The 22,575-nt window shown below is 35.4% G+C and carries 20 protein-coding genes and 1 CRISPR repeat array; of the genes, 5 read left to right on the forward strand and 15 right to left on the reverse strand.

The window, feature by feature from the left end:
* Positions 1-17 precede the first annotated feature (17 nt).
* From BAZO_RS06950 to BAZO_RS06970, 5 genes are all read right to left on the reverse strand, one after another.
* Entirely contained in the window at positions 18-1,532 is a 1,515-nt protein-coding gene (locus BAZO_RS06950; protein ID WP_039957118.1) for a protein adenylyltransferase SelO, read from the reverse strand.
* 136 nt (positions 1,533-1,668) lie between these two features.
* Complete coding sequence (locus BAZO_RS06955; protein ID WP_003330658.1) at positions 1,669-1,956, reverse strand: hypothetical protein; 288 nt, start codon at positions 1,954-1,956, stop codon at positions 1,669-1,671.
* Between the two features lie 75 nt (positions 1,957-2,031).
* Entirely contained in the window at positions 2,032-2,970 is a 939-nt protein-coding gene (locus BAZO_RS06960) for an SDR family NAD(P)-dependent oxidoreductase (protein ID WP_003330659.1), read from the reverse strand.
* Positions 2,971-3,019: 49 nt separating this feature from the next.
* Entirely contained in the window at positions 3,020-3,595 is a 576-nt protein-coding gene (locus tag BAZO_RS06965; protein WP_003330660.1) for a TetR/AcrR family transcriptional regulator, read from the reverse strand.
* Positions 3,596-3,669: 74 nt separating this feature from the next.
* Positions 3,670-4,173: a hypothetical protein gene (locus BAZO_RS06970; protein WP_003330661.1), complete on the reverse strand. Its 504-nt coding sequence runs from the start codon at positions 4,171-4,173 to the stop codon at positions 3,670-3,672.
* Between the two features lie 261 nt (positions 4,174-4,434).
* Here BAZO_RS06970 and sstT point away from each other — a divergent pair, with 261 nt between their 5' ends.
* Complete coding sequence (sstT, locus tag BAZO_RS06975) at positions 4,435-5,673, forward strand: serine/threonine transporter SstT (protein ID WP_003330662.1); 1,239 nt, start codon at positions 4,435-4,437, stop codon at positions 5,671-5,673.
* A gap of 85 nt (positions 5,674-5,758) precedes the next feature.
* Entirely contained in the window at positions 5,759-6,640 is an 882-nt protein-coding gene (locus BAZO_RS06980; RefSeq protein ID WP_003330663.1) for a DMT family transporter, read from the forward strand.
* 39 nt (positions 6,641-6,679) lie between these two features.
* Here BAZO_RS06980 and BAZO_RS06985 read toward each other — a convergent pair whose 3' ends face one another.
* From BAZO_RS06985 to cas3, 10 genes are all read right to left on the reverse strand, one after another.
* Positions 6,680-8,059, reverse strand: a complete 1,380-nt coding sequence (locus BAZO_RS06985; protein WP_003330664.1) for an MDR family MFS transporter — start codon at positions 8,057-8,059, stop codon at positions 6,680-6,682.
* A 132-nt stretch (positions 8,060-8,191) separates the two neighbouring features.
* On the reverse strand, positions 8,192-9,109 hold the full coding sequence (locus BAZO_RS06990) for an AEC family transporter (protein WP_003330665.1): 918 nt from the start codon (positions 9,107-9,109) through the stop codon (positions 8,192-8,194).
* Positions 9,110-9,305: 196 nt separating this feature from the next.
* Positions 9,306-9,953: a CRISPR-associated protein Cas4 gene (gene cas4, locus BAZO_RS06995; RefSeq protein ID WP_003330666.1), complete on the reverse strand. Its 648-nt coding sequence runs from the start codon at positions 9,951-9,953 to the stop codon at positions 9,306-9,308.
* Between the two features lie 14 nt (positions 9,954-9,967).
* On the reverse strand, positions 9,968-10,234 hold the full coding sequence (gene cas2, locus BAZO_RS07000; RefSeq protein WP_003330667.1) for a CRISPR-associated endonuclease Cas2: 267 nt from the start codon (positions 10,232-10,234) through the stop codon (positions 9,968-9,970).
* 3 nt (positions 10,235-10,237) lie between these two features.
* Positions 10,238-11,260: a CRISPR-associated endonuclease Cas1 gene (cas1, locus tag BAZO_RS07005; RefSeq protein WP_003330668.1), complete on the reverse strand. Its 1,023-nt coding sequence runs from the start codon at positions 11,258-11,260 to the stop codon at positions 10,238-10,240.
* Between the two features lie 111 nt (positions 11,261-11,371).
* Positions 11,372-13,184: a CRISPR direct-repeat array (repeat unit 37 nt; unit sequence GTTGCAATCCTCTATAATCGAGGTTCTGCTTTGATAC).
* 226 nt (positions 13,185-13,410) lie between these two features.
* The gene (cas6, locus tag BAZO_RS07010; protein WP_003330669.1) at positions 13,411-14,406 is read right to left on the reverse strand and encodes a CRISPR system precrRNA processing endoribonuclease RAMP protein Cas6; all 996 of its coding nucleotides are present in this window, start codon (positions 14,404-14,406) and stop codon (positions 13,411-13,413) included.
* A 14-nt stretch (positions 14,407-14,420) separates the two neighbouring features.
* On the reverse strand, positions 14,421-15,125 hold the full coding sequence (gene cas5a / locus BAZO_RS07015; protein ID WP_003330671.1) for a type I-A CRISPR-associated protein Cas5a: 705 nt from the start codon (positions 15,123-15,125) through the stop codon (positions 14,421-14,423).
* Positions 15,126-15,136: 11 nt separating this feature from the next.
* Complete coding sequence (locus BAZO_RS07020; RefSeq protein WP_003330672.1) at positions 15,137-16,072, reverse strand: DevR family CRISPR-associated autoregulator; 936 nt, start codon at positions 16,070-16,072, stop codon at positions 15,137-15,139.
* Entirely contained in the window at positions 16,069-17,766 is a 1,698-nt protein-coding gene (locus BAZO_RS07025) for a hypothetical protein (RefSeq protein ID WP_003330673.1), read from the reverse strand. The genes BAZO_RS07020 and BAZO_RS07025 overlap by 4 nt, the downstream gene beginning before the upstream one ends.
* A gap of 11 nt (positions 17,767-17,777) precedes the next feature.
* Positions 17,778-20,117, reverse strand: coding sequence for a CRISPR-associated helicase Cas3' (cas3, locus tag BAZO_RS07030; protein WP_003330674.1), 2,340 nt, complete (start codon positions 20,115-20,117; stop codon positions 17,778-17,780).
* A gap of 708 nt (positions 20,118-20,825) precedes the next feature.
* Here cas3 and BAZO_RS21130 point away from each other — a divergent pair.
* The 3 genes from BAZO_RS21130 to BAZO_RS07045 are packed head-to-tail and all read left to right on the forward strand — an operon-like array spanning position 20,826 to position 22,573.
* The gene (locus BAZO_RS21130) at positions 20,826-21,194 is read left to right on the forward strand and encodes a helix-turn-helix domain-containing protein (RefSeq protein ID WP_003330675.1); all 369 of its coding nucleotides are present in this window, start codon (positions 20,826-20,828) and stop codon (positions 21,192-21,194) included.
* Positions 21,187-22,005: an ImmA/IrrE family metallo-endopeptidase gene (locus BAZO_RS07040; protein ID WP_003330676.1), complete on the forward strand. Its 819-nt coding sequence runs from the start codon at positions 21,187-21,189 to the stop codon at positions 22,003-22,005. Before BAZO_RS21130 ends, BAZO_RS07040 begins: the two co-directional genes overlap by 8 nt.
* Positions 21,998-22,573, forward strand: a complete 576-nt coding sequence (locus BAZO_RS07045; RefSeq protein ID WP_003330677.1) for a PIN domain-containing protein — start codon at positions 21,998-22,000, stop codon at positions 22,571-22,573. Before BAZO_RS07040 ends, BAZO_RS07045 begins: the two co-directional genes overlap by 8 nt.
* Positions 22,574-22,575 lie beyond the last annotated feature (2 nt).

Here is a 22,575-nt window from a genome sequence, read left to right on the forward strand (position 1 = left end):
CTCCCAACCCACACTAATCAAGTACCACAAAAAGTTCGATATGGTACCGTTGTTGGTACTGGCAGTTCACAATACTCGTCCTGATCGGGCGAATAGGCATATGGATCAGATAGAACTTCAAGAAGTCGGTGCATCACAGTGTAGTCACCGTCGTTTACCGCTGCTTCCAGTGCCTCTTCAACCCTATGATTACGTGGAATTACAGCAGGATTGCTATGTTGCATTAACTTTTGCGAATCCAATCTTGATTGTGACTGTCTGCTGCGTCTTGTCTCCCATTCCGCATACCACTTTTCAAACCCAATAACCTCAGTGAGGCCCGTATCTTCAATTCGATTTAAGGTCAATGCACGGAATGTATTCGTAAAGTCCGCACGATTCTTTTTCATCAAGCTAAGTAAATCTTCAATTAGAGATTCATCCTGTTCTTCTTCATTATACAGGCCGAGCTTTGCTCTCATACCGGATAACCAATACTTATGAAACAGCTTTGGAAATTCTGATATTGCATCCTGGGCCAATTGAACAGCCTGCTCCTCATCTTCATGCAATAATGGCAACAGGGTTTCGGCGAATCTGGCAAGGTTCCAGGCCCCGATCGGCGGCTGATTTCCATAAGCATAACGTCCTTGCCTATCAATGGAACTGAAAACTGTTGCAGGGTCATACGTATCCATGAATGCACAAGGGCCATAATCGATTGTTTCACCACTTATAGCCATATTGTCAGTATTCATTACTCCATGAATAAAGCCAACTAACTGCCATTTTGCAATCAGCTCTGCCTGCCGTTTTATAACCTCTTGTAGCAGAAAAAGATAACGGCCCGCAGCAATTCCCTTACGCAAGTCAGTTTCAGTAGCATTTTCAAAGTCTGTCGCACCGCCAAAATGTCTCTGCAATGTATAATCCGCCAATGCTCTAACATCCCCATCAGTTCCGAAATTGGCTGCAAATTCAAAAGTACCTACCCGAATATGACTAGACGCCACACGAGTGACAATGGCACCAGGAAGAGCTGTTTCCCGGAATACTAACTCACCCGTTTTCACTACTGCTAAACTGCGAGTAGTCGGTATTCCAAGTGCATACATCGCCTCACTGATGATATATTCACGAAGCATTGGTCCTAGTACAGCCCGACCATCGCCACCTCTTGAATAAGGAGTTCTACCTGAGCCTTTAAGCTGAATATCAAACCGTTCACCTTCGGGACTTAAATGCTCACCTAGCAAAACAGCACGGCCATCCCCTAGCATCGTAAAATGACCGAATTGATGCCCGGCATACGCTTGAGCGAGTGGCGAAGCACCCTCAGGGATTTTATTTCCGGCAAACACAGCAGCTCCATCATTATTATTTAATTCCGCTTCGTTCAACCCAAGTGAAGCTGCCAACGATGAATTGAATAGGACCAGCTCCGGTGCGGTAACAGGATCAGGGCTTTGACTGCTATAAAACATCTTCGGTAATCGCGTATAACTATTATCAAAATTCCAACCAGCTTCAATTTTTTCATGGCTCATAGTCATTAAACTTCCTTTTATTCTTATTTCACACAAAATTAGTATTCATAATATATCTCTAATTATGCTTTTACCCTAAAATATTGAAATTAAACTACAAAAAAAACCTTCGCAAGGAAGGCTTTAATTTTTAAGAATTTATTTATATTTTTCCTTTAATATCCATCGCATACTTAATCATTACAGCAAGACCGCCTATAAAGTAGAAAATTAAAAGGATCCAGCCTGTAGGATCGATCGACATCATTGACCAAAGAACATTTAATGGAAGAACGTAGTATACGATATCTTTTAAATAATTTAGAACAATCGATGGACTGAATGTTCCCGTCCAAAAAGATTTAAAAAATCCTAAGAGAAAACCAATAATCATTAGTCCAAATACAGCCATCATCATATAATTAGACATGCTCACAGCAGTAAATTCCATATATCATCACCACCTTTTTACATTCTATGCATTTGCAAAAAGACAGGTGATGACAAGTTATATAAAATTTTCATATTAGGTTAAACTACGAAGCATATAATCTATCGTTTGTTTTACTCCATCTTGATAAGGTGTTTTAGGAATACTTTTAATCGCCCGCTCTAGCTTCCCACCATCTAAAACTACCGGATCTTCCGTCAAATAGAACATTTCCACAACTTCTCTCATGTTTTTATCAAATAAACCTAGAAACTTTACCATCCCCTTTGATACCGTGCCTACCTTTTTGCTATAGCCAGTATGTTCACACAAGATATCTACGATTTCGTCACCAGTAATGACCCCACTGCCTGGTATATTCCAATTCTGCCCGTAAGCTGAATCAAGGAATGCCAGCTCTACTAAAGCTTTTGCTCCATCCGGAGTAAAAATGTACTCCCTTGAAATTTTCTTATCCCCCACAAATAATGTTTTTTTGTTTTTTATTACGCCTTCCAAAGTGTAATTTAGTATTGTATTGGTGGCATTCGGGCCATAAAAATCAGGAAAATGAGCAATTAAGAAAGGCAGATTCGATTGTTTTACCATTGTCTCAAGCTGCAAGCGAATGTTTCCTTTTTTCGTATGAGGCTTTTTCGGAGTATCCTCCGTAACTAAGTGGCCCGGGTTCTTTCCATAAGCATAGATGTTATCTACCAAAACAAGCTTTGCATTCGCGTGTTTTGCTGTTTCCAAGATATTTTTCATAACAATGTGCAAATCTTGCTCCCACTCAGAATACGGTATACTCATCGCTTGAAAAATCGTATCTACTCCGGCTGAAGCCTCCTTCAAACTCTCCAAATCGAAAACATCACCGGAATTGATCGTGACCCTCGCATTATCCTGAAAAAGCTTTTGAAGTTTTTCCTTTCCACGGGCAAAAGCAGCTACATTAATCCCTCTTTGCGCCAATTCCTTTACAATTGAATATCCCATACCGCCTGATGCTCCCAGTACTAATACCTTTTTCATATAATTTCCTCCTATTAATTAACCATTGGTCAATAAAATTCAAAAAAAATTATTTCCTTAACATGGCTCTTAAAATAAAATTTACATGTGTTTCGGCTAATGAGCGTACATCCTCGTATGTTTGCCCGCTTCTGCAATAATGGGAAACAAACCCGTGTAAGGACAGAAACATAGACCAAATCTCAGTTAAAGTGACTTGGTTTCCGCATAAAGAGAATACGGCTTTGGCAAATTTCTCATAACTTAGAATTGGCTCCTCTTGCTGACAACTTCTCACTTCTTCGTCTTTTATAAGAAACATAATTTCATAATGACTTTGATGTGTCAGACCAAATTCGATAAATCCTAAGAAAACCTCCTTGAGCTTACTTTCCGGATCTAATGGCTTATTCATAATGTCTTCAAGCGTCTGATCAAGTAAGAAAAAATCTGCCTTCACGAGCTCATAAAATAAGCCTGCTTTATTCTTAAAGTGATAATAAATTGCCCCATGACTATAGCCTAAGGCCTTTGAAATTTGCCTCATTGACACATGTTCATAGCCATTTTTCATGAACAATTCTCGTGCTGTATCCATTATGATTTCACGTGTAAGTTCTTGTTCAACTGCTTTTCTTGGTGACATTTTTATCCCTCATCAAGATTTTATTAACCGCTGTTCAATAACAATATATCACGATCAGTAATATTTTCCAATTATTAATTTTTATTATTTTTTTCCCAATAATCGTAAATAGCTTCTTTTATTACTTCGGCTACATCCTTACTTTTCTGCTTTTTCAGCCATTCAACTTGATCTATAGGTAAAGTTAATTTTAAAGTAACCTTTTCATTTGGCATTTCATATTTCCTTATTTCTTCTAATGTTATTCCCTCCTCTATATTTGGAAATGATAAATCATTCTCATTTACTATTTGAAAATCAATGTATTCACTGACATCACTTATCTCACAGAAAAGATTTAGCTGTGGTAGTCCACCTGACAGACTTTTTAGGTTCATATAAGACGTTATCATTCTGCCATCCTGTAATTCTATTTCAACAATTAAGTTTTCTTCATTTCGATATTTTTTAACGACAACTTCACTAACAATAATATCCAAGTCTAAGGTGTAGCCTGAACTAGACTCCAGAATATAAATAGCGCTATTAAATATATGAATATCTTCACCATCGATTTTTACAGCTTTAACCTTAACCATATTCTATGCTCCCTCCCATACACTATTTCGACAAATAACAGCAATAACCTGTATATAATCTGGACTTTTTAAGTAACTTAACAAAGAAATTATATTTTGATTTTATATATATCAATATAGCACTTACAAATATTTCAATATAATAATTTGTTTCACAATTTCTAATATTCATGTTAAAATAAGTGTAAATTTCTTGTGAACATTTGTCTTCACACGGTGAAATGCCTGTATTTTCTAATAATTATTTTTGGAGGGAAGTCAATGAAGGATTTAATTCGCAAGTGGGACCAAATCAGCCTAGTAAAACGAATTCTTATTGGTATTATTATTGGTATTATCCTAGCTATTACGATTCCAGATGCAGTAAAATGGATCACAATTTTTGGTTCCTTATTTGTAGGTGCATTAAAGGCAGTGGCACCAATACTAGTTTTATTCCTAGTTATGTCAGCCATTTCCAAACATAAAAGTGGTCAGCAAACAAATATGAAATCAATTCTTGGCCTTTATGCAATTGGGACATTCCTTGCTGGGGTTACAGGAGTTATTGCAAGCTTTCTTTTTCCTGTTAGTTTAACTCTTACTACCGGTGCAGAAGGTGTAACCCCTCCTAGCGGTATTGTAGAGGTACTTAAATCATTGCTATTTAATATAGTTGACAATCCAGTAAATGCTTTATTGAATGCTAACTATATCGGCATTTTAACTTGGGCTATTGTTTTAGGTATTGCTTTAAAGCATGCTTCTGATTCGACAAAGGACATGCTATCTAATTTTTCTGATGCCATCTCCCAATTAGTTAAATGGGTTATAAGTTTGGCACCACTTGGAATCATGGGGCTTGTCTTCGATGCTATTGTTACAAGCGGACTTTCTGCTTTACTTGATTACGGAAAATTACTTTTAGTATTACTCGGATGCATGTTTTTTGTAGCTCTAGTAGTGAATCCAATTATTGTATACATGAATACTCGTAAAAATCCATTTCCACTTGTTTTACAATGTTTAAGGGAAAGTGGAATTACGGCATTCTTCACACGTAGTTCAGCTGCAAACATTCCAGTGAATATGAGTTTATGTGAAAAACTTAAATTAGATAAAGATACGTATTCAGTTTCCATCCCATTGGGAGCTACTATCAATATGGCTGGGGCAGCTGTTACGATTTCTGTCCTAACACTTGCAGCCGTTCATACTCTAGGCATTCAAGTTGATTTTGCTACTGCGGTAATCCTGTCCGTTTTATCAGCAATCTCAGCTGCAGGTGCTTCAGGTGTTGCCGGAGGTTCATTGTTATTAATTCCGTTAGCATGTAGTTTATTTGGAATTCCAAATGATATCGCAATGCAAGTTGTTGGTGTTGGTTTCATCATCGGTGTCTTACAAGACTCATGTGAGACTGCACTTAATTCCTCTTCTGACGTACTGTTTACAGCAACTGCTGAATACGCAAAGAATCGTAAAGAAGGAAAAGGACTTGTTAATAAAAAGACTGCGTAAACCGTTTTTATGTTTATAAAATGATAAAAAACCCACTTACAAATATCTGCATTGTAAATGGGTTTTTCTTATGGAGTGTACATATATGAAAGGATCTATTTTCTCTTACATAGCATTATTTTTTGGAGTCTTTGCTCTATCAACTTCAGCCATCTTCGTTAAGCTTGCTGATGCGCCATCGGCCATTATCGCCTTTTATCGTTTATTTTTTGCAACTACGATTCTTATGCCCTTTTTGCTAGTCAAAAGAGAGCTTCGCCAAGAGCTGTTGGGCTTGTCCAAAAGACAATGGAGATTAGGCATCTTGTCTGGTTTATTTTTATCCATTCATTATGTACTATGGTTTGAATCATTACGCTATACGTCTGTGGCGAGCTCGACGGTTATTGTTACTTTACAGCCTTTGTTCACCATCGTTGGGGGATATTTTTTATATAAGGAGCGTTATTCCAAGATTGCATTGTTCGGATGTTTAGTAGCCATTTTCGGAAGCTTCATAATCGGGTGGGGTGATTTTCAAATAAGTGGTCAAGCCCTATTCGGTGATATATTAGCGTTTATTGCTGCCGGGGTAATTTCCGGGTATTTTTTAATCGGACAATCTGTTCGTAAAGATTTATCCCTTGTTCCTTATTCCGTGATTGGCTATGGAAGCAGTGCCGTATTCCTTACTATTTATGCACTTACACAGCAACAATCATTCTTTAATTATTCTACCAATACATGGTGGGCATTTTTTGGACTTGCATTTGTTGCTACTATTTTGGGCCAAACCATTTTTAATTGGTTGTTAAAATGGATCAGCAGTTCTGTTATTTCGATGAGCATTCTTGGTGAAACAATTGGAACTTGCATTCTTGCTTATTTCATACTGGGAGAAATTGTTTCACTGCAACAAGGGATTGGAATCTTTATTATTTTAGTTGGACTTGGATTGTTTTTGGTTAGACAAGCGCAGGCTAAATAACATTTAAGGAGCATAGGTTTAGCCCATGCTCCTTATTAATTATTCTGAGGATAGTTCTTTCTCTCTTTTCCCCATTAGCACACCACCAATAGCAATGGCCACCAACGCCAAAATAAATAATAAAATAAACACCGTGTGCAAACTTGACTCCAATTCATATCCCTTTAATTCATCACTTAACCACAAGCCGGAAACGGCAATTCCAATTGCTTGTCCCAAGTTTCTCATAAGATTATTGGATCCAATAGCTGCACCCCGCAAATTCCAATCAACCGCAGATTGGACGATAACCGTAAATACTGTCAATGCCAATCCAAAGCCAAAGCCAAGAATCGCTGTAACAACCATCATGAATGGCAAAGTTGTATTTGCATGAAAGAAAACTAACCCAAAACAGCCAGCTGCATTAATTGCAATGCCAATAACAGCTAGACGTCCAATCGACATTTTACCAAGCCATTTACCTGTTAAAAAGGCTCCGATTGGCCATGTTATTGACATTGGCATAAGCGTTATGCCTGATAGAGTTGCATTTAAATTGGTAACTCCCTGCACCCATAACGGGATATAAAATGTGACGGCCACCAGAATAAAACCTAACAAAAATCCAACTACATTGGCCACCGTAATAGAGTGAATCTTAAATAAAGAAAGCGGCAGCATTGGTTCTTTTCCTTTTGCTTCAATATAAAGAAATAGACAAACACTAACCAAAGCAATTATAAATAAGGCGAAAATACCAGTTGTTATATGTTTTTCTTGTTTCAATAAAGTTAAAGCATACAAAAAGCTTGACATACTTACGGTAAAAGTAAAAATACCTGCATAATCAATAATTTGTTTTTTCTTCTCCACTTGTTCGTGCAAAGAAACTGATAAAAGAATAAATGAAAGGATTCCGAACGGAAGATTCAAAAAGAAAATCCAATGCCAAGTGATTTGGTCAACAATGAAACCACCAGCAAGCGGTCCAATGATTCCAGAAATCCCCCAGACGCTACTGATCAATCCTTGTATTTTCGCACGCAGCTCAAACGAAAAAACATCGCCAATAATTGTGAACGGGATCGTCGTTAATGCTCCTGCACCAATGCCTTGAATTAAACGAAAAACGACTAATTGATGCATCGTTTGCGAAAAGCCCGAAAGCATGGAACCAATTAAAAAAATGATGACACCAATGGTAAACATCTTTTTCCGCCCATATAAATCGGCTAATTTGCCGAAAATAGGTGTACTTATTACTGTTGCCAATAAGTAGATTGAAATGACCCACGTATATAAATGACTTCCACCTAGATCTTCGACAATTTTAGGCATGGCGGTACTTACAATTGTTCCTTCAATTGCTGTTAAAAACGTAGCAATTAACAAAGAAGTAACAACCAATTTTTTATTTGTTTCAGAATTACTGCTCATTTAATATTCTCCTTGTTCTATGATGCTAAATCAAATTTGTCCTAATCCACTATAATACGGCTTTTTTGTTTAGTCAAAAATAAAAAAAGAGCCTCCAATGGACCAAGGGGTCGGGTTCTCTGGCCCATCCCCCTAAAAACTTGCAAAATTATTCAAACAATAGATTGCGAACGGAATTGTAAGCAAACTAATAAGCGTTGTTACCAGAGTATTAAAAGAAACTAAATTCGGCTTTACATCAAATTGAATGGCCAACATTGTCGTATTGGCCGCTACCGGCATTGCGGCTAATAAAATATATACATATTTAATAGTTTCGTTTACAGGCATGAATGAAACTAACACAGCAGCAAGTAAAGGCGAAATAATCATACGAATTAGTGTGACTGTACTAACATATCTCATTGCAAATACTTGTGGTTTAATTTCCGCTAATTGCATACCAAGAAGTAACATCACAGTTGGAATAGAGGCTGACCCTACTAAACTAACACCATCAATAATCGTTGACGGCAATTTTATATGTAAGACCTGCATTAACATCCCTAAACAGGCCCCATAAAGAACAGGCATCCTGACAACTCTCTGAAGTGCTTCCTTCACCGTAGTCGATTTTTCACTTCCAAAGGCCGCAATGAAAATCCCAATTGAATTTATGATAAAGGAGTGGAAAACCATAATGATAACCGCATAATCAAAAGCCAATGCCCCAAAAGCGAACAATGCAACCGGTGCCCCATAATTCCCGCTATTTGGAAAAATACTCCCCAACAACATGACTGACAAATCGGTTTTATCTGCTTTAATGATTTTTCCAACGAGAAAAGTTACAACAATCAACAAAATCACAAGTAGAATTGTAAAAAGAAACATATAAAAATACTCGATATTTAATCGATTCTTATAAAAAGTAGAAAAAGTTAAAAATGGTGACATTAAATAAAGAGACATTGTTGATATCGTTTTAATATTCAAATTAAGGACCTTTTGCCCAATAAAGCCGGTCCCAAAGATTAGAAATGCAGGTAAAACTATTAGAAGTAATTCCAATGCAAAAGCGCTTCCTTCCCTATACTTTTTACTATCATTCTTTAAAAATATGTTACTCTGATAATTTACCATGAATTTAGTGTAAGGACTAATATTGGGAGTGTTCGGTTCAATTTTATTTAGTTAATGATCAAGGAATTACAAAAAAAGACCCAGGAATCAGATTGGATGAACTGTTCCCAGGTCAGTATTTATTTCAACTTTTATTAAAAAGTTTATTTATAAGTAACCTATCCTGCTCTTTTATTTGAGCTAAATTTGGCAAATCGCAATCGTTACAATATCTTTGGAATTCACAATCCCAACATCTCTTTTTAGAGCGTGGTTCTGGAAAATACTCCTCATTAATAATTTTCTTTATCATTGAAGTAACTTTGCGAACATACATTTTTTGCTCATCGGTAATCACTATTGGATATGCTTTTTGTTTAGGGATGATATAAATGTATCCTTTTTTAACCGGTGTATTCGTCATTTCTTCAATACATAATGCATAAGCGGCCAGCTGATATAGAATATTACTATAAATTTTTCCGTCAGTATCTTTACACTCAATTGGGAAATACCGTTGACCAGTTTTATTTTCTGTATCTATAAGGATATCAATTTTTCCAACTAAATTAAGAGACTGCGAGGAAACTGACGGCCCGTAATATCTTTTCCCCTCTAATAGGTCATACCTCTTCAGCGTTCTTCTTTTTTCTTTCTGATTTAATTCATAATGCTGGCTTCTAGCATACTCCATTTTAAAAGTAACTTTTCGAGGTACTGGCTCAACATAATTATAATAAACCACCCTTGGACAATAGATGAACTGTTTAATATCCGTAATATTGATTGACATATTTCTCACCTTTCTTAGATTGCTTCATCAGAATAGTTAAAATCAATTTTAACAACATTTTCAAGGCTATCTTGGCTTAAAGGAAAAATGATGACACTACTCCTCTCACTTTCTCTCAACAAATGTTTTATACGTCGTGTTAATTCTCCATGCAGATTCCTGCTAATTTCTCCAAAAAACGCACTATACTGTACACGAAAAAGGCCATAATCCTTGCACATATTTGCGGTTTTTGTCCGAAGTTTGTCCTCGGTAATATCATAGATTAAAAGAATTTTCATAATTTACCACCTCGAAATGTATCCTTTGAACTTTTTTCCTTCCCTAAAGAAGGTAGCAATTGATCTCGCCTGTAATTGAATGATAGTACGAAGATGATAGTCATTGCCCTTAAATTCTTCTTTAGATTCAAGACGGTCATTAATATACTCTCTAAGTAATTTTAGTGTTTTATTATCAAGAAAAGTGGAACCATCTTCCTTCTCCTCTGTTCCTGGTTTATGTCCCCTTGTAATCAGGGAAATTATCGGACGATCAACAATAGATGGTCGAAAGATCTCCATTACATCTAATACAAATGAAATACGCCCTGATCGATCCACATGGAAAAAACCTGCGTATGTCTCAAGTCCCGCACGAATAATGGCGGATGTTACCCGCGATCGTAAAATAGCATATCCATAGTTCAACATCATGTTTACCGGATCTTGTAAATGCCAAGCCCTTCCAGGAAATTCTATTCCTTTTTCAGCCAAGATTATTTTTACTGCCTTCCAATAATGCTTCGCTGCATGTGCTTCAGAAGAAATGATTTGGCTTCTAACATTTTCGATTGATACCCCTTCCACTTCTTTTATTCTTTGAATATACATTTTCATATATTCCGTTTGACTTCTTAGATCATCAGCGATTGGAAGCTCTTTTCTACTTTTTAAAAAATATTTGATCGTATTAATCTGATTTTGAACTTTAGCCGTTAATATTTCTTTAGAAAGCTCAATCCCCCGCTCATCATGGTAGCCACGCAATTGCTCTCTCCGGGCTTTAACGGACCCGTGGTGTGCAGGTGTATAAAGTGTACTAAATGGCTCTTCTTTAAAATCAACAAAATGGACCTGCGTCCCGTTTTCAATCAATTCTTGTATAAGGCTAATTGAAATCATGCCACATTTGTTGCTAATTATTAAATCCTGCAATTCCTTAATGGCATGTTCCTCCACCACTTTCCCTTGTTTTTTTAAAACTAATCGTTCACTTACCTTATGGAGATTCATTCCATAATCATCAATAATTAATTCTTTTAACATTTCTCTTCCCCCTTTATAGCTTTTATTCTAGTTATCTCCAAAAATGGCAAAAAAAATAAGCCTTTTTTGAGGCTTTTTGAAAATTTTTTAATTTCCTATTTTAATTTGGCTTTTTCAATCCTCTATATTTGAGGTTCTGCTTTAATACTCGTTCTCAGAAAGGATGTTCTAGATTGATTAAAGATCGGTTGCAATCCTTTATAATCGAGACTCCGCTTTAATACTCCTCCCCTAAATACTCATACCAGCCGGTTCTTGCTACGTTGCAATCCTCTATAATCGAGGTTCTGCTTTGATACAAAGTTTAAATTGTTTGGTGTAATTGCTGGTCCTCCGTTGCAATCCTCTATAATCGAGGTTCTGCTTTGATACACATCTCCGATATTCGTCCACGCGGAACGGATATTAAGTTGCAATCCTCTATAATCGAGGTTCTGCTTTGATACCCACTTCCTTTTTATTTTTTAAGACATTCAATTCAGATGTTGCAATCCTCTATAATCGAGGTTCTGCTTTGATACTGACTGTTGGTGCAGCTTTATCTATATTATATGCGAGGTTGCAATCCTCTATAATCGAGGTTCTGCTTTGATACAAAATAGTACTGGATGAATTTAAACGCTGCTTTGTTTGTTGCAATCCTCTATAATCGAGGTTCTGCTTTGATACTACCAGACCTGAGCCGATCAGGTCTATTTTTATTAAGTTGCAATCCTCTATAATCGAGGTTCTGCTTTGATACGCAAGATGATTAAATTGAATGATTATCTTCAACAGCGTTGCAATCCTCTATAATCGAGGTTCTGCTTTGATACGATTGGTCACTACCATGCCCTAGCATCTTTGATACGAGTTGCAATCCTCTATAATCGAGGTTCTGCTTTGATACTTAGGAAAGGCTGTCATCATTAAGTGGTACATAACCAGTTGCAATCCTCTATAATCGAGGTTCTGCTTTGATACTCAACAGGTGGTATTTCTGGTTTAGGTTCTTCCGGTTTGTTGCAATCCTCTATAATCGAGGTTCTGCTTTGATACGCAGAACCGGTAAGAACTCTTACTACTGCAGCATTGTTGCAATCCTCTATAATCGAGGTTCTGCTTTGATACGACAAAAGGATAATGATGCAAATGCTATGCGTGAAGGTTGCAATCCTCTATAATCGAGGTTCTGCTTTGATACTCCTCTGCAGGTTTCTTTAAAGGTTCATTCCAAGGTTCGTTGCAATCCTCTATAATCGAGGTTCTGCTTTGATACAAAATTCACATAGGGACTAATGAACATGTGTTTATCGCGTTGCAATCCTCTATAATCGAGGTTCTGCTTTGATACTCCTCCTTACGATAATTATAGATTGTCTTTGTCTAAGTTGCAATCCTCTATAATCGAGGTTCTGCTTTGATACGGAAGTAATTCTGTATGGGTATTCGGATTGTATTAGTGTTGCAATCCTCTATAATCGAGGTTCTGCTTTGATACTTCACAAAATAAGAGCATATCGTTACTTTCTTTATCGAGTTGCAATCCTCTATAATCGAGGTTCTGCTTTGATACGGTCTAATTTAATTGGAGGATTTCTAACGGATTCACGTGTTGCAATCCTCTATAATCGAGGTTCTGCTTTGATACGGAGAGATGATTGCGGAAAGAATGCCTGGATCATCGTTGCAATCCTCTATAATCGAGGTTCTGCTTTGATACTTGACAAATCTTTGTGAACCATTTTCCGTAATTACGGGTTGCAATCCTCTATAATCGAGGTTCTGCTTTGATACACTTCCAATCAACATCAATATGTGGAAGTTTAGGTTTGTTGCAATCCTCTATAATCGAGGTTCTGCTTTGATACACCTCCTGACGCTAACCAATCCCCTATTCGTTGGTTAGTTGCAATCCTCTATAATCGAGGTTCTGCTTTGATACCGTATTTTTTCATGACGGTCAAAAGCTTATGTATCAAGGCTTTCAAAATTCTTACAATATATCAATTCTAATTTTAATACGAATATGCTTTTTCTGCAATAAATGCCCCCTCTCCTTCGAAAACATAAAATAACGATATAATGACCACAAAAAATAATCATTCCAATTATAATAAAAAGTACCATCAAAAATCATATAGGTTTGCTGACGGTACCTAAATAAGGTTTCATTTAATAATTACTTTTACACTTCCTAAACCGAATACTGGATTTTTCCCTATATTGCACCATTCAGCTAGTTTCAGCCAAGGTAAATACGGCTGAAAATCTCCTTTGTATATTGCGTTACCCACAATTCCACCCATTTTCAATCTCTGCTTTTGACGATTAGAATACCTTTCCCAGCTTGTCCATTCTACATTTGCATTTAAACAAGTAACTTCTTGCTCGGCTTGTTGAAAAAGTCCATTGAAATCAAAATCAAGTTTTGGTTCATCCTGATGAAAATACAATAATGCTGTAATCCGACGGCAGGCGGACCGTAGGAGCATATGAAATTCAGGCGTAGATACAAATTCCCCTGCATATTTTAGACGTACTGGTGAAATAAAATGAATATGGCATGTTTGAGCCGTTGAATCAGCTTTGGAATTAAAAATATCTTCACCAGTTAGAGGGGAAAAATCATTTCTAAGTAATCGGTCATCAGCTTGATAAATAGATTTAATCCAATCTCCATGCTGATCGACGGTAAAAATCTGTCTTAATTTTGCATGTTTCCTCCCCTTTCCAAATCCTTGCAACCCCATGGCATCAAGCACATATATAAAATAAGGTAAATATTCAATCCCTTTGCCAAACAGAGTAAACCCTAAAGTAAAACGCTCACCGGGTGCATAATATGTTCTCATATCATTTGGAGGTTCCAAAAGGAACGGTCTTGGAATACTTTCATTATTAACTAAAACTTCCGCACCATCTATTGTGGCTGTTTCAAAAATATACCCATAAGCACATTGTTCTAGATGCTTCGAAGCAAAACCATTTTCTCTATGCGGACACGTGCAGGCAACTTCCCGGAAGACATGTCCAAAGCTTCCCCGGAAAGTTGCTCCTTTGTATGGTGGTAGTTCTAATCCATCTGGGCCTGCCTCATAAATGGCCGTGAATTTGGCTAACTTTATTTTTGATAGATAATGAATGATTTCTTGATTACTTTTCATTAATCAATATACCCCTAATCGATTCTCTCATAATGAGAAAAGCCTCTACTAGACTTTGTTAATTTATATGGCACCCCTACTTGCTTAAATATCCTATCTTTCCCAATCGAGGCTGATTTTGAACCATAATTATTAATAGATTCAAATTTAGCCTTTTCACCCATATCGTCTAAGTACTGAATTATTAAAGATTTCGGCATACTTATTTTTTTATCCTCGAGCAGAAAAGTAAAAGTTTGATCTAATGACATTGCTTCTGTTATATCCAAAAATTGAACAAAACAACCCCGTTTGCCTAGTTGATTAATATGTATGAGTAGTTGTTTCAATTTTTGAACATTAGCATTTGCCAACTTCTCAATGTGTATTGCCACATATAGTGAGCCACTGAATAATATATATTCTCTTAATGCAACTGATGATGTAAAAACTTGACTAGGGTCTTCCGCCAATACTTCTTTCCTTGATTCTTTAAGAATTTTTACAAATGAATTTTGAACAGTTGCTTTTTTAGGCGGCTTAAAACGAATATCCAATTCTTTAATCCACTTAAATTCAGCTTCTCCATCCAAACCAATATTATAGGAGGCATTAATTAAAGCCATTTTAAAAGCAAACATTGTCGGCAATAAATTTGTTTTTCCGCCTGAACTAGTTGCTAATGAACTTTTCAAGGAGAATGGAGTTGTAAAAGTGTATTCGGCTATTAGCCATTTCATACCATCACCTTCTAATCCAATTCTTGAATAAGGTCTGTCATAAATTGAGTAAATTCAACCTGGCTATCAAATTTCTTAGCCTCAAGCTTACCTTCATAAATACGATTTAACTGTCCAACAATTCCTTCAACCTCTTCGCGATAATTACTATTTAAGGCACTAATCGATGGTGCGGGTACAGTTGAATTGGAAAAACTTAGAACTCCCTCAAAACCTAAAATATGTGGATTTTGCGTATTTCGGTGCGCACCCAATGGCTTAATGAAGGTAAACAATATACTTTCAAGTAGAGCTTTTGCCCTGTTTACTCTCTCTTCATCAGTCAACACATATTCCCTTGTAATATCATTAAAACCAATCCTGCTTAATTCCAAGTTTACAACAACAGCATATTTCCCTGAACTTGCTGGTCGATAAAAAATATTTTGCCCTAAATTTGCTCCTGTTTGATCACCTGACCCCGCCGCACGATTATTATCAAATTTAACATGAAAATACGATTCCGTCCGCGTAGAATTCGGCAAGCCCACTAACCACCCAAACTCTACAACGGATTTTCTTGACACGGACCTATTATCTCTGGTAATCATAATTCCTTCAAGATCATCTACTGTACAATATGGCAATAACTGATCAATAATTTTAGCGCTATGTTTTTCTCCATCTAGGTTATCAAAAAAGGCATCATCTCTATTAATCCTATTGGCATCAAGCTTCTTACAGCCATCACATAATGCTAAACTTTTATCGATTGAAACATTTGCTAAATGTTCCGCTTGAATATGCTTTAGCATATCTCCACTGATTGCATTCACTACTTGAAGTTCACCCTCCCCATCTATAATATGGACCATTCTGGTTTGTAATTGGTTTCCTTCACCGCCCTCATTGTTTAAAGCATGCATATCAAGAGTTAATAAACCTGAAATTGTCAAATTATTTATCATTCCCCAGTTCCTCCTTCAACTTTTTTAGGTTTTCCATCATAACAGGATGCAGCGGCAACTAGCATAAGTGCTATTGTTTCATGCTTTTTTGGAAATTGATCAAATAAGCTAATAAAGTCATTAAATGCATCTAATGAAACTAACAATCTTCCTTTGTAGTTTTCTCCTTTTTGTTCCATTTTTCGAGCTGTTTCACGATTATATTCAGAAATAAAATCATTAATCACACTGATAACTTGATCTTCAAATTTTGCCTTTCGTTTTATTTCCTGAAATAATCCATATTGAATTTCAAACTGTTGTTTTCCCTGCGTTTTTCTATATTGTTCATTTACAGTCGCTTCACGCATAGCCTTTGCAATTTCTTGAAAGCCTTTATTGCTTATGATTTCCTTATATATTTGACCCACTCTCTGGCACACTCCTTTAAAAATTTCAAAATTATGTTGGGCAAAATATTTTTTTCGTTCTTTCTGGTTTAAATAAAGTCCTGCATAGGAGGACGTGTACTCGAAGTATTTTTTCCAATCTGAAGTTGATAAAAAGTCTCTGTAAGTATTCAACAATTGCATCTCTTCACTTTTAGTTTCATCTAGTTTTCCTAAAACATTTTTATGATCTTGGATTACATTTATCCAAAGATCGGCGTCTTTCTCATTGTTAATTGGGAACCAATCTGGGAAACTAATAAATGAATTATTGATTAATACCCTACCCGATCCTAAACTTTTAAAATAAGCACCTGATAAGCCTGAAATGATCGTTTTAGGCGTAATATCCATAATCGATAATAAAAAATCATCTTCAGTTGTTGCATTAATGAATCTTTCGGAATTTTCAACCAAAAACTTAACCGTATTAAAAATGACAAATATATCATTTTTACAAGATGTATAATCTCTTTGCTTTAAGAAAGAATCATGCAGGATTAATAAACCTGCAACTGTTACATTATTAGGGACTAAAGTTAAAAATTTCAAATCATCCCATATCGGATAAGCATTCAATACTAAATTTGAGCCAATAAATCGGAGCCATTCCTCAAACCAATCAACAAATTTTGCAGGAATCGAACCGACAGAAATTGATTGTGCTTTTGCTTTGTTAACACCTTTTCCAATAATCGGATTATATGCTTGTACTGCTGAAACAGATGGTTTAAACGCTTCTTTATCAATTGCTTCTTGTTCAAGGGATGAATAAATGTTAAGTCTTCCAATAATTGTTTGTTTTAAATCCTTAATTGGGGCTGCTTGAATATCCTTGTATAATTTATTACTGGTGCCAAGTGCCTGCAAAACTCGCAAACTTTGCATTAATAAATAAATTGGATCTGGTGGCAGAGGGGCTTCCTCCGCATTGTCACTTAAGTTAACGTTAGATTTTTTTCTTCCCCTTTCAGCTTTATATAATTCTTGGTCTCTATAATATTTAAAAGCTTGAACGGGTGCTCCTTCTTCATTCTCTGTAAATTGGACATACCGAAAAACAGGATTTCGCTTTAGTTCCTCAATGTCCATTTGTTCGTAGTCAATTTCCTCGGGAAGCAAGCACCTAAAGTAACCAGGCTGCTCTTCAATTTGAATATCATGTCTATGAAAGAGTATGGATAAGAGCCGCGCTAGTCCAACGGCCGCCAGCGCATCCCCATAACTTCCGAATTTTTTTTGAATATAAAATGTCATTCCACCCATTAAATCACCTCCTAAAGTTTTTCTTGTTGAGATAATTGATCTGCTAGTCTAAGTCTTCTACTAAAGAACCAATACAATAGCCAGCCTAACTTCTGTTTTTCTGCAGCATTTAAAACAAATTTTTCATATAGCATTGCTTTCGACGGCCCTACCTCCCTATTTAAAGGAGTTTCATTTTCGAAAAGTCCTTGTAAACTTTTTCTAATTACTTTAGAAGCATCTTCTATCAAACAATACTCTTCCATTTTTTTAGTATAAGCGCCATGGTGCCTTTTTATGGTTGAATACATTGATAGAATTATTTGTCCGGCTATTTCTTTTTCTAGCTGTAAGTTTTTTGTTTGCAATTCTAAAATTGGTAGAACTGCACATGCTCCTTCAGCAGCATGATGGGCTCGTTTAAATTCTTTCTCTTTTTCTTTTTGTAAATGATATGGATTTGATGGGTCAAAATCTGTATGTGCTAAATACTCTTTCGTTTCATCACCAATAATTTTCTTCTGCCATTTTTGGGAAACTAGGACATTCTTTTCAATTAGTTTTCCAGCATCATGCAAAGCGCCAACTAATTCTGCAAGTTCACCTACAAAATTTGAATTACAATTCAATATTTGAGCAAATTGACTAGTTACAACATTATATTTATCATCAGAACTGCGTATTTTTTTCCGGACATCCAAAGCATGTTCCACATATGTTTCTTTTTTATATGAAAATCTTTGCCTTTTTTCAATTTCAGATAAAGTTTCCTTTGAAATAAATTCTCCTTTATCTAAAGAAAATCCAATTTCCTTACTATAACTGGCTATCTTAGGGGATAACGCAACAAATAAATAATTATAAATATTTTTTATATCTTCTACTAAGTTCCAATGGACTTCTTTAGAGTATTTGCTTTGATAATCGTTTGGAAACTCAGGATAAAAGACATACTTGCTTGGCTGTTCAATATTTCTTAAATAATTTAGCAAAGTACTATATGGAATTGAAAAGTACTCTGGTTTTTTATATAAGTCAAGCTCCCAAGGCTTAGGATGGATAAGAACTTGGATATTATCTATATCTCTAATTAGATTTTTAATAGATGAACGATTGCCTTCACTTTGCGTCTTTTCCACCAATTCTCGAACTTTACTAAATGATAAGCTGTTTAATAACTTTTCCTCACGATTTGCATGAACAGTTTCCACCATTTCTAATTCCTCAATCGCTGTCATAAATAATGGAGTTTGTTCTTTCAAATAATCCCCGGTTCGATTTACCAAATCCTCATCATATGGCAAATGATTGTTTATTGCATATACAAATACTTTGCCGATAAATTCTCCATATCTCTCACATCTTCCGATTCTTTGAATTAATGCATTTGCAGGACATAAGTCAGAAATTAATACTGATGCAGATATGTCCAATCCAACCTCAACAACTTGATTTGCGATTACAATTATTTCTTTTTTTGAGCTGCGTTTTAGACAATCCTTTATTTTGAGCTCCAATGTATCTCTATCTTCCTTGAGAAATCGAGCATGAAGACAAACTACTTCAATATCAAAACCACTTCTTTTTATCTTTTCTGTCAACTCATTGTACAGTGCCTGAACTTTCTTAACAGTATTAACGACAACTAATGTTCGATCTTTATGTTGTTTTAAAATTACTTCAGCATCTATCGGAATATCACACCAAATAACTTCTCTTTTCCTTACCTCATTCATAGATGTTTGTAATTGGACAATGTCTTGACCTGATACAACTTGATACTTGCCTTTAATTTTACTAGAAATAGCATCCAAATATTTTTCTGTAGCTGTTGCAGTCATCATACAAGTCCGAACAAAAGGAGATAGAAAATTCATCATATCTACATAGGTAGCTAACGATTTGTCTGCTTCAAGCAAATGGAACTCATCTAATACAATGTAAGATCCCATTAAAGCACCAGGAGCTATATTACTTGCATTTTTAGATGTTCCGTAGGAAAGGCCAAGATAGGCAGCTAGTATTTGATCAATGGTTGTAACAATAACATCTCCTTCAAAATATGGATCTTCATTTTGTCCACCCATTTGAACAGTGACTTTTAAATTTCTTTTTTCTAAAATAGGTTTTATTGTATTTGCCACAGCTGTCACTAAAGTCCGTTGCGGCAATACGTAAAACATACGATCGGCAAATAATATATTATTTTCTTTGGCATACACAAAGGGAATGACGCTCATCCATGTCTTTCCGGAACCTGTCGGGGCCGTTATAACAAACTTTTCATTTTTAAAAATCTCTTGACTTGCTTGTAATTGAAATGGATAAGGATTGTACCCTGTTAGTTCTTTAAATAATGTTTCTATTACCACACACCTCCCCTTTCTAAAAAGCCCCTAAACGGGGAAAAAATAAATACTCACAAATAAATAATAACTTTTTCAATCCTCAATAAGAGTAAATAGCAATACAAGTGGAAACAATTATTATTGGTAGAAAGAGAATTTTAATCTCTTTCTACTTACACATTTTTTTCTGAAGCGCTAAGATAGATAATTGTCTTAGCGCCTTTTTATGTTTTTCTTAATAATTTTTCAATAGTGATTAAACTGAACAATCAATCAATGAGCAATGCATATATTACAAATCCCTCCATTTTCAAACCTCCTTTCACTATTTAGTAATTTCCGTTTTGAGCCTTTATAATACGTTATTTACAAAAAAATATTAACTGGGTGTCATTATTCGACAATATATATCATACTTGAAATTTTCTTCTACCAGGTACGATAACCGTATCGGTAAATTAATATTTATTCATATAAAGAATTCTAAATTTCTTCAATGATCCCTTTTAAATTATTTGAATATTTTGCGTAAAAAATTCAACAAAATAATTTTATAAAAAGAGTCATTATTTTTTCTGACTCACTCTAAATCACTCTTAACTTCCTGTATAATAACCTAATGTTTTTACGAAGTTTAATACACGAGTTGTTTACAAATAATAAATATTTGTTCATGAATCATTGACTTTCGTTTAACTTGTATATTACAGTAACCTTAAGGAGGAATCTACAATGAAAACAATTTTTGAGGCTATTGGCGAGAAAATTACTCTTTTTATTGAAAAACATCATATAACCCAACAAGAATTCGCTGATCGGATTGGGGTTTCTAAGCAAGTAATGAGTAAAATCGTTAAGGGGCAAAAGGCTACAAATATTCAAGAAATACAGAAAATTGCTGATGTAATGAATATTTCAGTTGATGAATTAATCAATCATGAGTCCCAAACAAATGTGATTGAAGATCCTATTCTATTTATGATGGATAGAACCGGAAATTCAAAGATAAGGCAACATTTGCAATTTCTTGACTTTGTTATGGATGAGATCATTGAATTAGAGGAACTTTCTCAAGAATCCAGGAGGATCATTCATGAATAAGATTCCATATTTACCCCATCTGGAAATGAAGGATTTAGAGGAAAAGGCAAATAGTAAATTGATTGAACTCCACAAGACATCTCGCATATTAGGTAGACATGTATTAAATATTGTTAAAAAAGAAGCCACTCTCCTGCAATCTCCTTTCCCAGATGATAATCTCTGTGCGTTTGTTTGTCAAAAAAAAGGGTATTTATTTGTTTATATTAATAGCCAAATACCTGAAGAAAAGCAGAACTTTGCAGCCGCCCACGAACTCTACCACATTTGGTTTGATAAGGATTTTCTTACTAACCCTGAAATGTTAAATAGTACCACTTTAAATGATGAAACTGATAATATTCGTGAATTACGTGCTAATTTATTTGCAGCTTTGCTGTTGATACCAAAGCATGTCCTAGAGCAAGAGTTAATGTTTTTAGAAATTACAAAGAACGAGCTTAAATCAGAACATGTTGTAGAATTAGCCCATACATTCGAAGTTCCATATAAATCAATGGTTCGAAGACTTTATGAGATTGGTTATATAAATAAAACTATGACGGAGCAGCTTTATAGTGAACCATATGTATCAATCATTCGAAGAAAATTACAACTAGAAAATGGAGAAATTATCAAACCAGTTATTCATTACGAAGGGTTAACAAAGAATGCAATTGATCTTTATCAAGAAGGGCTCATTACACCAAAAAGGCTTCGAAATCTTCTTTCCCTTCTTCAAAAAGAGCCAAAAGATTTTGGAATTGAACTTCCCGACGAACTCCCAAGTGAAGATGAAATAGATAAACTTTTGGAGGAAGAAGATGGATAATTTACAATCTTACATTTGGCCAAAAGCTATCTTAGATGCTGATTTTGCAATTAAACTAGGGAGATTAAGAAAATATAAAATTATTGAGAACATCTTGCCAAATTATGTTGGGAATTTACTGATTCATGAATATGTGTATAAGAATGAAATTCTTACGCCCAAGGATACCAAAGACCAGATTGATTCATTGATATACGATAAACGTGCAGAGATAGTTAATGAAGAAAAGTTAGCAAAATTAGGTGCCGTTTTTTTGACTTTGTACCAAGATATAATTGAAAAATTAAGAAAGTCAAAGAAAACTAGGGAACACGGAAGTCACTGGGGAGAAATCGTTTCTATAGCTTTTGCCCAGACAGCTAATATACCCTATTTTCTTTCCGATGAAACAGATCAACAATCATTTATAAATGAACACTTTACCTCCCCTACTCAAGTAATACGAATTGAAAATTTAGTCCAAACAATAAAAAAACAAGGCGGTAAACGAAAAGACGCTTTGCTGATATGGACAATTGCTGGATATAGCAAAGAACGTTTCAAAAATAGAGGCCACTTTTTTATATAACT

Origin of the sequence: Schinkia azotoformans LMG 9581 (assembly GCF_000307855.1) — a bacterium.
Lineage (GTDB): Bacteria > Bacillota > Bacilli > Bacillales > Bacillaceae_J > Schinkia > Schinkia azotoformans.